Source organism: Neorhizobium sp. PAMB6716 (assembly GCF_058242805.1).
In genome coordinates this window covers 22,053-35,408 of sequence record NZ_JBZAYW010000003.1, presented here as the reverse complement: position 1 = coordinate 35,408, position 13,356 = coordinate 22,053, and the positions used below count along the sequence as shown (strand labels likewise).

The window sequence follows — 13,356 nt, the reverse complement described above, 5'->3', positions numbered from 1 at the left end:
GTTCCGCAGCCGGTATCATCGTCTTGCGCACAGCCGAAATCGCAGTGCTTAGATACGACGTGATAGCCCTTCGTCAGTGCGAAGCGCCGGCCAAAGCCCAGACGCTTCGCGAATGATAAAAGTAAGCAATTGTCCGATAATTATTGCGCGGCGTTGCGATCCCAGAACCATGCGGCATAGGTTTTCGCCTTGTCATGCTGGCGCGCCTTGAGGAGCGAGCGCAGAAGACGCAGATCGCGCTTTTCGCAGGCGATCCAGATGAAGGTTTCCGGATCGACGACCGCAATCGCGGCTTTTGCTGCGGCAACCAGCTTCTCGCCCTGTTCGGCCTCTGCCCCGCGGTGCAGCCATTCCACCCGCAGATTGCCGGCACTCGGCAGCGGCTGTTCTTCCATACCGTCGAGAACCTCGATGATCGCCTCGATGACCGTGCCTTCGGGCACTTCAGCGGCGATGCGCGCGATCGCCGGCAGCGCGGTTTCATCCCCGATCAGCAGCATGCGGGCCGCTTCCGGCCGGTGTCCGCCGCCGGGGCCGAGCAGGGCAGCCTTGTCGCCCGGCAGCGCATCACGGGCAAAATCAGCCCTCGGCGTGGCGACGCCCGGTTCGGGATGCTGGAAGAAATCGATCCACAACTCCTGCTTTTCCTCGTCCACGGCGCGGATGGTATAGACGCGCACCAGAAGCGCATCCTCGCCCTCCGGCCAGGCGATGCGACCATTTTCCTGAAACCCCGGCCAGACCGGCGTTCTCCCCCGGGGCGGAACCAGAAGCCGTATATGCATGTCGTCGTTGACGAACGGCGTCACGTCCGCACAGGCAAACTTCACCCGGCGCATGTGCGGTGTAACGTTTTCCGCAGAAACGACGGTGAGTTCCAGCACATGCGGGCGGGCACCTTCCGGCATGGCCTGCGACCACGTCAGTTCCATCGGATCGTCGCCGTTGAAGTAAAACAGGTGCTCCGCAAGCATGGTGCGGTTTTCCTCCAGGTCCTCTTCGCTTGAGCAGGCAAGCTCGATGAGGAGGTGCGGCGCCTCCAGCCGGATATCCACCCGTGCCTTTTCGCTCTTCATGAAGACGAGATTGCCGTTACGGGACACCTCGGCATGTTCAACGAAATGCTCGCAGATCTCGTCGAGCAAGACGCTTGCGTCCTTCGGCAGAGCGATGCCGGAAAGCTTGAATTCCTGGGAAACATTCATGGCTGGTCTTCCTTGTGCAAGGGGTGGTGCGAGGCCATGCGGTGACGGCCGATGGGAAGCATGATGGGCGTGCCGGAGGTTGGATCCTCGATGATGCGGCTTTGAAGGCCAAAAACGTCGCGAACGGTTTTTTCCGTCAGCACCTCCCGCGGCGGACCGAGCGCATGGATCTTTCCGTGAAGCATCGCCACCAGAAAATCTGCATAACGTGCCGCCAGATTGAGATCATGCAACACCATGACGATGGTGGTGCCACGCGCGTGGTTAAGATCCGTCAACAGGTCCAGTACCTCGATCTGGTGGCTGATGTCGAGGAAGGTCGTCGGCTCGTCCAGCAGAAGAAGATCGGTCTTCTGGGCAAGCGCCATGGCAATCCACACGCGCTGGCGCTGGCCGCCGGAAAGCTCATCCACCGGGCGCTCGGCCAGATCCTGCGTTCCCGTTGCCACAAGGGCCGAGGCGACGGCCTCCTCATCCTCCAGCGTCCAGCGCGAGAAAAGCCCCTGGTGCGGATGGCGCCCCCGGCTGACCAGATCCGTGACCGTAATGCCTTCCGGCGCTATGGGTGATTGCGGCAGCAGGCCAAGGGTTTTCGCAAGCTCACGCGGCGGGGTTTTGTGGATCGATTTCCCATCCAGCACCACCTGGCCGGAGCGGGGAGTGATGAGCCGTGACAGGGTGCGCAGAAGCGTGGACTTTCCACAGGCATTGGCACCAACGATGACGGTGATCCGCCCGGCCGCGACCGCAAGATCGAGACCGTCAAGGATCAGGGTATCGCCGTAGCCGGCCTGAAGGGCGGTTGCGGTGAGTTGATGGTCGGTCATGGCGCGCCTCCGCTGCGGTTGACGCGAATGATGAGGTAAATGAGATAAGGCGCACCCAGCGCGCCGGTGACGACACCAACCGGATAGCGGCTCGGAAACAGGAACTGCCCGCAATAATCGCCCGCCAGCACCAGAATGGCACCGACCAGCGCCGAGGGCACCAGCAGCGATCCGCCCTCTTTTACCAGACGCGCTGCGATGGGGCCGGAGAGAAAGGCGACGAAGGCGATGGGGCCTGCCACGGCCGTTGCAAAGGAAATCATGCCGACGGCACTGACGATGACGATCATGCGCAGGCGCGTCACGGATACGCCCAAGGCCGCTGCCGTCTCATCCCCCAGCCGCAGCGTTTCAAGATCTCGCCCTCGGATCAGCAGCAGCCCGCCGAAGACGATGAAGGCGACGAGCAGCGGCAGCGTCTGATCGAGCGGCACGCCGTTAACGCTGCCGGTCAGCCAGCGCATCGCCTCCTGCAGGTTCCAGGCCGACGCGCCGGAGAGGATATAGGAAATGATGCTCTCCAGCATGGCAGATACCCCGATGCCGACAAGGATCAGGCGCGCGCCAGCCACGCCATTGCGGAAGGAGAGGGCATAGACCAGAAGCGCGATCGACAGAGCAGCGGTTACGGCGAGAACCGAAACGACAGGCCCTTTCAGCGACAGGACGACAATGGCAAAGACGGCAGCGCCACTGGCGGCGTAACTGATGCCGATAATATCAGGGCTTGCCAGCGGATTGCGCAGCATGGTCTGGAACGCGACGCCGCCGAGCCCAAAACTTGCGCCGGCAAGAACCGAGAGGATGGCACGCGGCAGCCGCAACTGGCCAACGGTGAAGGCCACACCCGGCACGGGTTCACCCAGCAGATACCGAAAAATGTCTTGCGGCGGGGTGAAGGATTGACCGAGCAGAAGGGTCAGCAGGAAAAGGGCGACGACCACCGCCAGCATCAGCGCGATCAGGGCCACCCTGCGCCGTGCGCTGCGGCGGCGGTTCGTGCGGAGGGACTGGAGGGTGGCGTTGAGCGGTGTCACAGGTCGCGAACCTTCTGCCGGCGGACGATCCAGATGAAAAACGGAGCGCCGATCAAAGCCGTGATAATGCCGACGTCTATTTCCCCCGGTCGGGCGATGATGCGGCCGAACACATCGGCGGTGAGCAGAAGGCAGGCGCCACCCAGCGCCGAAAACGGCAGCAGCCAGCGGTGATCGACGCCGGCCAGGAGCCGCACGACATGCGGCACGACGAGACCGACAAAGCCGATCGGCCCGCAGACGGCAGTGGTGGCCCCGCAGAGAAGAACGGCACCAAAGGCGGCCACACCTCGGGCAAGCGCCACGCGCTCGCCAAGGCCTGCCGCCAGTTCATCCCCCAGTGCCAGAGAATTCAGCTTGCGGGCCGAGAGGAGTGCCACGAGGAAACCGACGGCGAGAAATGGCAGCACGTTGGAAAGCCGGTCGAAGGTTGCGCCGCCGACGCCGCCGATCTGCCAGGAGCGGATCCCGCCGGCAATGTCGTTTCGCGGCAGGATGACGGCGATGACGAGGGAAGAAAACGCAATCGATGTCGCCGCCCCCGCCAGAGAGAGCTTCAACGGGCTTGGCCCGCCGCGGCCGATCGATCCGATCGTGTAGACGAAGATGGCGGCCGCGCCGGCGCCGGCGATGGCTGTCCAGATATAGGCGCTCGCCGATGCCATGTCGAACCAGGCGACACCGATAACAACGGCAAGCGATGCGCCCATGTTGACCCCGAGAATGCCGGGATCGGCGAGCGGATTGCGGGTAATGCCCTGCATGATGGCGCCGGAAAGGCCAAGGGCCGCACCGCCCAGTGCGGCGAGCAGCGTGCGCGGAATGCGCACGGCAACGGCGGCCTCGCCTATGGTTTCAACGCGTCCGCCCAGTGCCGAGACGATATCGCTCCACCCGACGACGCGCGTGCCGATGGCAACCGAGAGCGCAGACAGTGCCAGCATGAAGAGAAACGCCGAGAGAAGGGCGATGCTCCTTGCGCGGTTCTGCCCGGCTCTGTGGCGCTCAGGATTCATTTCGATGTCTTGGCCGCTTCCGCCAGAAGCGCAACATAATCCTCAAGCAACCAGGAGATGGAGAGCGGCGTCGGATTTGCCGCCGTTCCAAGCGGGTTGCGGCCCAGAAGAACAACAGCGTCATGGGCGACGGCCGGCATGCGTGCCAGCAGCGGATTGGCTTTCAGGGCCTCGATCAGGCTCTTGTCGCCATAGGTCACGATGATGTCGACGTCATCGAAGGCATCCACCCGCTCGGCGCTAATCGAGCCGGAAAAGCGGTTGCCCTTGGAGGCTTCGACAACACTCGACGGTGCCGACAAACCAAGATCCGCAAAGAACCGCACGCGGGTATCGCTGGTGGTGTAGAAATTGACGGTGCTCAGATCGTTTTCAGCCAGATGCGTGATGAACATCGCGCGTTTGCCGGAAAGTTCCGGATGGCGCGCGACGGTCTCGGCAATCTGCCTCTCAGTGGCGCGGATCAGCGCTTCGCCTTCCTCCGTCATGCCAAGGCCTGCGCTGTTTAAGCGGATCATGTCGCGCCAATCCGTCGACCAGGGCGATTGAGGATAGGCAATGACGGGCGCAATCTGGCTCAGCGTATCGTAATCGGCTTTTGAGAGGCCGGAATAGGCGGCAAGGATGACATCCGGCCGGGTGGCTGCGACGGCTTCAAAGTCGATGCCATCTCCTTCATCGAACAGGACAGGTTTTTCCGCTTTCAGTTCCGCAAGCTTTTCCGCCACCCAGGGCAGAAGGCCGTCGCCATCGTCGTCGCCAAAATTGGCCGCAGCAAACCCGACCGGCACGATGCCGAGCGCCAGCGGAACTTCATGATTAGCCCAGGACACAGTGGCGACACGCTGCGGCTTGGCGGGGATGACCGTCTTGCCGAAGGCATGCTCGATGGTGACGGGGAAAACCGTCTCCTGCGCGGCCGCACTTTCGGCCTGCACGAGTGCGAGCAAAAGGCCGAGAACGGCCGGGCGCAAGGATGCCTTCAACCAAAGCAGCACGGATACGTCTCCCGTTCGTTAAGTTGAGCCTCACTTTCAGGTTCACGCCGCGGCGTCAACCGTGATCCCGGCAAAGCCCGGAGATAGCTTGAGAAGTTTCCGGGGTTTTGTTCTAAAACGGGGATTTCTACAATACCGGACACTGATACTCAAGTTAGGGATTCCCGCGAGATTTGGGGGCTTTGCACCGGCAATGGTGCGGGCGGGCATCATTGTATCGGATTTTACACATGCACAGCACATCACCATGCGTTCAGGGGCAAAGGGTTCGCATCGCGTCACGGAAAGCCGTTCTGCTTGGCTGCACGGCGCTGGCTCTTCTGGCACCGTCATTTGCGCAGGCGCAGGACGCAGAAGGTACGACGGTTCTGGAGCGGATCACCATTGCCGGCACGGCGGCCGATGATGATGCGCGCTCCATCGTCGCCCGCACGTCGACGGCCGGCAGCAAGATGGCAACCGATATCCTCGATACGCCCGCCTCCGTTTCGGTAATCACCGCCAAGGAAATCCAGCAGCGCAATGCGCAGACGGTGGAAGAGGTCCTGCAATATAGCGCAGGCGTTGCCACCGATTTCTACGGCTCGGACGACCGCTTCGATTATTTCAAGATCCGCGGCTTTGATGCCCATACCTATCGCGATGGTTTGCTGATCGGGCGCCCCTTCGGCGGCATTCGCGAAGAAGCCTATGCGTTCGAGCGGGTCGAGGTTCTGAAGGGTGCCAACTCCACCACATCTGGCGTGTCGGATCCGGGCGGCTCGGTTAACTTTGTCACCAAGCGGCCGAAAACGGAGCGCTTTGGTGAGGTCTATACCACAGGCGGCTCCTTCGACAGCGCCGAGGCGGGCTTTGACTTCGGCGACAACATTACCGAGGACGATACGCTGTCCTACCGCCTCACCGGCAAGGTCCGCAAAGCCGACGAGGAATATGATTTTTCGCAGAACGACGAGAAGTTTTTCATGGGTGGCCTCACCTGGCGCCCGACTGACGTCACCAGCCTCAGCGTCATCTACGACCACCTGAACCGCGACGGCGTTCCCGGCAGCGGCGGCCATCCGGTCGGCACGGATTTCGACCGGAGCCGCTTCTTCGGCGAACCCGACTACAATTACCGCGGCACGAACCGGAATTCGGTCAGCGTCATGGTCGACCATGATTTTGGATCGGGCCTGACCTTCAACTCGAACGCTCGTTATTCCAAGACCAACAGCGATTTCGGTTACGCCTATATTTCCTCGACACCGGCGAGCGGCACCATCGCCAACCGCTCCTATTTCGGCAATGACACGGCGCTGGACGCCTTCATTATCGATGCACACTTGCAATATGATGCAAGCTTCGAAACGATCGAAAGCCGCAGCCTTGTCGGCATGGAATATAACCGCTCCGGCAATTCAAGCCGCTCCTATTACGGGGCAGCACCCGGCATCGACTGGCTGAACCCGGTTTATACCGGCGCTCCATCCTCCGTGCCGCTTTATGCCAGCACCAAGACGGACCAGGATACCAAGGCGCTTTACGTGCAGCAGGACCTCACCTTTTCCGAAAAGCTGATTGCCTCTGTCGGCCTGCGCAATGACTGGATTGACATGAAGCAGTCCAACCGCCTCTCGGGCGCGGTAGAGGAAGGCGATTTCAGCGAATTCACCAGCCGCTTCGGCCTGACCTACCGGTGGACGGAGGAGATCGCGACCTATGCGAGCTACGCGCAATCGGTGGTGCCGGCCTCGGTTTCCGTGGAGCCGGAGCGCGGCGAACAGTATGAAGTGGGCGTGAAATACAGCCCGGAGGCCTTCCCGGCGCTCTTTACGGCTGCCGTCTATGACCTCACCAAGAACAACATCACCCGCACCAACCCGGCCACCAACCTTCAATCCACCATCGGCGAAGCGCGCGTGCGCGGTCTCGATCTGGAGGCGAAGGCGGAACTGACCAATGCGTGGAGCCTGACGGCTGCCTATTCCTATCTCTCCTCCGAGATCGTGAAGAACGGAACGCAGGGGAATGAGGGCAACGAGCTTTCCTTCGTGCCGCATCATATCGCCTCGGTCTGGGTGAATTACGCGCTGGAAGGCAACGGACGCCGCGGGGACATGACGTTCGGGGTCGGCGGCCGTTATTCAAGCGCCTATTATTTCGATGATGCCAATACCCAGAAGACCAGCAGCAGTGTCGTTTTCGATGCGGCAATCACCTACAAGGTGGCAAAAAACACCTCACTGGAATTCCATGCCAGCAATATCTTCGATGAAAAGCATGTGGCCTATGGCGGCTTCGGCGCGGATTTCTACAATCCCGGCCGGGCGATCTCGGCAACGCTTCGCCAGACCTGGTAAAGCTATCGGTGCCGTCCGGCGTTTCGGACGGCACCCTCTAGACGTGCTGCCTCTGCTGCGAGCGGCGCCAGGCGGCCGGGGTTTCCCCGACCGTATCGCGAAATGCCTTGGTGAGGTGCGCCTGATCTGAAAAGCCCAGCTGGAGGGCGATATCGGCCACGGTCAGCCCGCTGCCGAGCAGAAGCCTTTGCGCCATGGCGATACGCTTTGAGAGTTGCCAGCGCAGCGGCGTCACGCCTGTTGTCTGCTTGAAGGCGCTGGCAAACCAGCTTTCCGAGAGCCCCACCACCGCCGCCATTTCCGCAACCGACGCACGGAAATCCGTCCGCGACGCGAGAAAACCCTCGAGCTTGTTCATCTGCGCCTGCGTCAGGCGCCCGCAAGGTTTCTCCTCGGCCCCTGACAGATCCAGAAGCCCCGTCACGATGCCGGCGATCAGGCTTTCCGAAAAGGCCGTATGCCGGGAGGGTGCCGAGACTTCCTCGACCAGCAGGCTCGCCAGCTTTTCAACGGCAAGGGTCTCCTGTGTTTCCACCGGCTTTTGCAAGGCCGCAAGCGCCGCAGACCGACCGATCGATGGCGCCAGCAGCTTCACCAGACGATCCCGATGCAGGTGAAGATCGAGATGGGAGAACCGGTGCATGGACGTGAAGCGGCTCCACATCGGAACGCCAGCCGGCACATAGAGGGCGCGTGTCATCGGTCGAAACTGCCCCTCAGTCTCCACCGCGCGGTTGGTGATGGAGATCTGCTCGGACACGTCGTTGAAGAACAGCATGATTTTCGGGTCAGGCGAGAGATAATAACCCTTGGCGCCTGCCTCGCCCCGGGCATCCCAGAACACGCTGACGGACCCGTCATGGCCGCGCCACTTTGCCGGACCGAGCGCCTGGATGCCCTCCGTGTGGCAGATCATCGAATGCTGATATGTCAAGGGACCCTCCTTCCTGGCCAGCGTCCTTGCCGGCATCGACCGATGGGATCAAGCGGAAAACCCCGACTCGCCGCGCATTCTTGGTCGGCTCTGCAGCCTGCGGCAATGGGCCGATCATGGCGCATTGTCGCACGGGTCTCAAGGGGCCACAGCCGCGGCACCAACAGCGGAAAGGCCATGGAACCCGGTTGAGGCTGCTGCGTTTAAGGCAGCAAACGACGCTTAAGGAACGATCATGCTGAAGTGGGCTCTTATTTTTCTCGTTATCTCTCTGATTTCCGGCTTCCTCGGTTTTTCCGGCGTATCGGCTGCGACCGCGACGATTGCGCGTGTCCTGTTCTTCATCGCCATCATCGTGTTCCTGGTTTTCGTCGTCCTCGCCTTCATGGCCGGAAGCGTGGTGTTCTAGACGTCACGAAGGATGACAATGGTCGCCTATGGGCGATGACGTCCCCGAGAGAAAAAAGCCCTGCCAAGCGGCAGGGCAAATCTGGGGGAAAACTCGCAAGGCCTTTCGGTTTGCGAGCGTCTTATCTAGCCGGAGTTCCCTGTTAACGGCGAGGGCGACTTGCCCAAAAACGGTACTCCCTGTCAAAAAAACGACAGCATTCTTGCCTGTTTTTTGTCCGGTCAGCTTTCCTTGACGGACTGCATCGCAACCGATGTGGACGTGCTTGCCACATGGGGAAGACTTGAGATCTTCTCGCCCAGAACCTCCCGATAACGGCGGATGTTTTGGGTCCGCACCTTCAGCAGATAGTCGAAGCGGCCGGCGATCATGTGGCACTCTTCCACTTCCTTGATCCGCCGCACGGCCTGATTGAATTCGGTCAGTGCCTTTTCCCGCGTGTCCGAAAGCTTCACCTCGGCAAAGGCCACGTGATCGAGGCCGAGCTTTTGTGGATTGATCACGGCACGAAAGCCCAGGATATAGCCGTGGTCCACCAGGCGCTTCAGGCGTGCATTACACGGCGTTTTGGACAGGCCGATTTTGGCCGCGAGATCCGTCACCGAAATCCGCCCATTGTCCGACACCGCCTCGATGATCTTCAGATCGAAAATGTCCAGTTCGTCTGTTTTTGGCAAGTCCATAGAGAAATCCTCCGTAGATTTTCATAATTAATAACGAAATTCTCTATTAAATGCCATTATTAAAGACGCTGGATGGACGTGTCTTTGGTGTAATCTGTGGCCACCGTCAGCCCTCGTGATCGAGACCTTCCGATGACCCTTTCCGGCGCCCCCTCCACACTCTCCCGCCAGCCCTTTGCCGATTTCGCACCGCCGATCCGGCCGCAGACACCACTGCGGCAAGCGATTACCGCCGCTTATCGCCGCCCGGAGGCCGAATGCCTTCAGCCGCTGCTGCAGGCGGCAACACTGCCGGAAGCGGATAAGCGCGAGATCCGCGAGACCGCCCGCGCGCTGGTAACGGCGCTTCGCGCCAAACATCGCGGCAGCGGCGTCGAGGGTCTGGTGCATGAATATTCACTCTCCAGCCAGGAAGGCGTGGCGCTGATGTGCCTTGCCGAGGCGCTTTTGCGCATCCCCGATACCGCCACCCGTGATGCGCTGATCCGCGACAAGATCTCGGCCGGCGATTGGAAGTCGCATATGGGGGGCGGGCGCTCGCTCTTCGTCAATGCCGCCACCTGGGGGCTGGTGGTGACGGGCAAGCTGACGGCCACCGTCAATGACCGCAGCCTTTCGGCAGCACTCACCCGGCTCATCGCCCGCTGCGGTGAGCCGGTCATCCGGCGCGGCGTGGATATGGCCATGCGCATGATGGGCGAGCAGTTCGTGACCGGCGAAACCATCGATGAGGCGCTGCGCCGTGCCCGCACGATGGAAGACAAGGGTTTTGGTTATTCCTATGACATGCTCGGCGAAGCCGCGACCACTATGGCCGACGCCGAGCGTTATTACCGCGATTATGAAACCGCCATTCATGCCATCGGCAAGGCTGCCGCCGGGCGTGGCGTTTATGCCGGCCCCGGCATTTCGATCAAGCTTTCGGCGCTTCATCCACGTTATCAGCGAACCCAAGTCTCGCGCGTGATGGACGAGCTTCTGCCGCGGGTAAAGGCCTTGGCGCTTCTCGCCAAAACCTATGACATCGGCCTCAACATCGATGCGGAAGAAGCAGACCGGCTGGAGCTTTCCCTCGATCTTCTGGAAAGTCTCTGCCTCGATGCGGATCTGGCGGGCTGGAACGGCATCGGCTTTGTCGTGCAGGCCTATGGCAAGCGCTGCCCCTTCGTGCTCGATTTCATCATTGATCTCGCACGCCGCTCCGGCCACCGCATCATGCTGCGCCTCGTCAAGGGCGCCTATTGGGATGCGGAAATCAAGCGTGCCCAGCTGGATGGTTTGAGCGATTTCCCCGTCTATACCCGCAAGGTCCACACGGACGTTTCCTACCTCGCCTGCGCGAAAAAACTGCTCGACGCACGTGATGCCGTTTTCCCGCAATTTGCCACCCACAATGCCCAGACGCTCGCCGCCGTTTATCACATGGCAGGGCCGGACTTTTCTGTCGGCTCCTACGAGTTCCAGTGCCTGCACGGCATGGGCGAACCGCTCTACGAAGAGGTGGTGGGCAAGGATAAACTGGCGCGACCGTGCCGCATCTATGCGCCTGTGGGCACGCATGAAACGCTGCTCGCCTATCTCGTGCGCCGCCTTCTGGAAAACGGCGCCAATTCCTCCTTCGTCAATCGCATTGCCGATGAAAAGGTCTCGGTCGATGAGATGATCGCCGATCCGGTCGATGTGGTGAGGGCCATGGCCGAGCCCGGCGCCCGTCACGACCGGATCGACCTGCCGAAAGACCTGTTTGGCAAGGCTCGGCGCAATTCGGTAGGCCTTGATCTGTCGAGCGAGACGGTGCTGGCCGATCTCTCAGGCGACCTGTCGGCAAGCGCTGCCATCAACTGGCAGGCGGTGCCGCTGATTGCCTTCGAGGCTCCAGCGATGGCGGCAGAGCCCGTGCTCAACCCTGCCGATCACGGTGATGTCGTCGGCCACGTGACGGCCTGCAGCGAAGAGATGGCGCGCCGTGCCGTGGAGATTGCCGCAACGGACTGTATGGCCTGGGGTGCTGTTGCCCCCACCGAGCGTGCCGCCTGCCTGGAGCGCGCCGCAGATCGTCTTGAGGAGCGCATGCCGCAGCTTCTCGGCCTCATCATGCGCGAAGCCGGAAAATCCGTCTTCAACGCTATTGCCGAAGTGCGCGAGGCTGTGGATTTTCTGCGCTATTATGCCGAGCAGGCAAAGCGCACCCTGGGCCCTGCCCATAAACCGCTTGGCCCTGTGGTCTGCATCAGCCCGTGGAATTTTCCGCTCGCAATCTTTACCGGCCAGGTGGCCGCAGCGCTTGTGGCGGGCAACCCAGTGCTTGCAAAACCCGCCGAGGAAACGCCGCTCATTGCCGCAGAGGCTGTGCGTATCCTGCATGAGGCCGGCATTCCCGCCGCCGCCCTGCAAATGCTGCCGGGCGATGGACGTATCGGGGCGGCCCTCGTTGCTGCGCCCGGCGTTTCTGCCGTGATGTTTACCGGCTCGACGGAGGTGGCGCGGCTCATCCAGAAGCAGCTTGCCGGCCGGCTGTCGTCACTCGGAAAACCGATCCCGCTCATTGCCGAAACCGGCGGGCAGAATGCCATGATCGTCGATAGCTCGGCGCTGGCCGAACAGGTGGTGGGCGATGTCATTGCTTCCGCCTTTGATAGCGCCGGCCAGCGCTGTTCGGCGCTGCGGGTTCTGTGCCTGCAGGAAGAGGTGGCAGACCGTGTGCTGGTGATGCTCAAGGGCGCGCTGGCCGAGCTTTCCATCGGCCGGACCGATCGGCTGAGCGTCGATATCGGCCCCGTCATCACTGAGGAGGCCAAAGAGACCATTGAGGCGCATGTGCGCCAGATGGCATCGCTCAGATGCTCCATCCACCGCGCAAGCCTGCCGCAAGAAACGGCGGCCGGCACGTTCGTCGCACCCGCCATCATCGAACTGTCGTCGCTGAGAGAGCTTCAGCGTGAGGTTTTTGGGCCTGTCCTGCATGTCATCCGTTATCGCCGGGCCGATCTCGACCGGCTGATCGACGATATCAACGCCACCGGCTACGGCCTGACCTTCGGTCTGCATACCCGCCTTGATGAAACCATCGCCCATGTGATGGGCCGTATCCGCACCGGCAACCGCTATATCAACCGCAACGTCATCGGTGCCGTCGTTGGCGTGCAGCCGTTTGGCGGGCGCGGCCTTTCCGGCACCGGACCCAAAGCCGGTGGCCCGCTGTATCTTGGCCGTCTGGTGGAAACACCGCCGGAGCCGCCGCAATTGAGTTCCGTGCATCTCGATCCGGCGCTGACGGATCTTGCCCGTTTCCTCGACGATCGCCAGAAGCCGGAGGTGGCGGAACGGGCGCGCGCCATCGGCAGCCAGTCGGCGCTCGGGCTGGAATTGCAGCTGGCAGGTCCGGTTGGCGAGCGCAATCTGTATGCGCTTCATCCGCGTGGCCAGATTCTTCTCGTCGCACAGACTGAAGACGGGCTGCTGACACAGATTGCTGCCGTGCTTGCCACCGGCAACAGCGCCGTCGTCGATAGGGCAGGCGGCCTTGGCTCGCAGCTTGAGCCTTTGCCGGCAAGCCTTTCGGCGCGGATCAGGTTTGCCGACGACTGGGCATCGGCCGGCCTGCTCTCCGGCGCGCTGATCGAAGGAGAGGGCGCGGCGGTGACGGAAGTCCTGCAGCGTATTGCCGAGCTTCCGGGCCCGCTGCTTCTGGCGCAGGCGGCTTCGTCGGCAGATGTCGGCCGGCCGGACGCCTATTGCCTCAACTGGCTGCTGGAAGAGGTATCGACCTCGATCAATACCGCAGCCGCCGGCGGCAATGCCAGCCTGATGTCGATCGGCTGAGGCTTGCCCGCGCACAGCCAACTTCTATGATAGGCCGTCGGTCGTATGGATCGGCGGCTTTTTATTCGGACAGGAAACAGGCG

10 protein-coding genes are annotated in these 13,356 nt (G+C 61.7%); 3 read left to right on the top strand and 7 right to left on the bottom strand.

Translation table 11 applies throughout. The annotated features are described in order from the left end of the window. Positions 1-140 precede the first annotated feature (140 nt). From AC4CWH_RS25235 to AC4CWH_RS25215, 5 genes are read right to left on the bottom strand one after another with little or no spacing between them, the layout of a single operon-like run. Positions 141-1,205: a DUF2218 domain-containing protein gene (locus AC4CWH_RS25235; protein WP_491322469.1), complete on the bottom strand. Its 1,065-nt coding sequence runs from the start codon at positions 1,203-1,205 to the stop codon at positions 141-143. Beyond that, complete coding sequence (locus AC4CWH_RS25230; protein ID WP_491322468.1) at positions 1,202-2,032, bottom strand: ABC transporter ATP-binding protein; 831 nt, start codon at positions 2,030-2,032, stop codon at positions 1,202-1,204. The genes AC4CWH_RS25235 and AC4CWH_RS25230 overlap by 4 nt, the downstream gene beginning before the upstream one ends. Continuing rightward, the gene (locus AC4CWH_RS25225; protein WP_491322467.1) at positions 2,029-3,069 is read right to left on the bottom strand and encodes a FecCD family ABC transporter permease; all 1,041 of its coding nucleotides are present in this window, start codon (positions 3,067-3,069) and stop codon (positions 2,029-2,031) included. The genes AC4CWH_RS25230 and AC4CWH_RS25225 overlap by 4 nt, the downstream gene beginning before the upstream one ends. Continuing rightward, positions 3,066-4,085, bottom strand: coding sequence for a FecCD family ABC transporter permease (locus AC4CWH_RS25220; RefSeq protein WP_491322466.1), 1,020 nt, complete (start codon positions 4,083-4,085; stop codon positions 3,066-3,068). Before AC4CWH_RS25220 ends, AC4CWH_RS25225 begins: the two co-directional genes overlap by 4 nt. Beyond that, positions 4,082-5,035, bottom strand: coding sequence for an iron-siderophore ABC transporter substrate-binding protein (locus AC4CWH_RS25215; protein WP_491322546.1), 954 nt, complete (start codon positions 5,033-5,035; stop codon positions 4,082-4,084). The genes AC4CWH_RS25220 and AC4CWH_RS25215 overlap by 4 nt, the downstream gene beginning before the upstream one ends. Positions 5,036-5,313: 278 nt before the next feature. Here AC4CWH_RS25215 and AC4CWH_RS25210 point away from each other — a divergent pair, with 278 nt between their 5' ends. Next, positions 5,314-7,425 (top strand): TonB-dependent siderophore receptor, encoded by a 2,112-nt coding sequence (locus AC4CWH_RS25210; RefSeq protein ID WP_491322465.1) that lies wholly within the window; start codon positions 5,314-5,316, stop codon positions 7,423-7,425. A 37-nt stretch (positions 7,426-7,462) separates the two neighbouring features. Here AC4CWH_RS25210 and AC4CWH_RS25205 read toward each other — a convergent pair whose 3' ends face one another. Beyond that, the gene (locus AC4CWH_RS25205) at positions 7,463-8,359 is read right to left on the bottom strand and encodes a helix-turn-helix domain-containing protein (protein WP_491322464.1); all 897 of its coding nucleotides are present in this window, start codon (positions 8,357-8,359) and stop codon (positions 7,463-7,465) included. Positions 8,360-8,594: 235 nt separating this feature from the next. On the opposite strand from AC4CWH_RS25205, the gene AC4CWH_RS25200 reads away from it, so the two are divergent. After that, positions 8,595-8,768: a DUF1328 domain-containing protein gene (locus tag AC4CWH_RS25200; protein ID WP_377297187.1), complete on the top strand. Its 174-nt coding sequence runs from the start codon at positions 8,595-8,597 to the stop codon at positions 8,766-8,768. Positions 8,769-8,989: 221 nt separating this feature from the next. On the opposite strand, the gene AC4CWH_RS25195 is transcribed toward AC4CWH_RS25200, so the two are convergent. Next, positions 8,990-9,451: an Lrp/AsnC family transcriptional regulator gene (locus AC4CWH_RS25195; RefSeq protein ID WP_491322463.1), complete on the bottom strand. Its 462-nt coding sequence runs from the start codon at positions 9,449-9,451 to the stop codon at positions 8,990-8,992. Positions 9,452-9,583: 132 nt separating this feature from the next. On the opposite strand from AC4CWH_RS25195, the gene putA reads away from it, so the two are divergent. Beyond that, positions 9,584-13,273, top strand: a complete 3,690-nt coding sequence (putA, locus tag AC4CWH_RS25190) for a trifunctional transcriptional regulator/proline dehydrogenase/L-glutamate gamma-semialdehyde dehydrogenase (RefSeq protein ID WP_491322462.1) — start codon at positions 9,584-9,586, stop codon at positions 13,271-13,273. Positions 13,274-13,356: the final 83 nt, after the last annotated feature.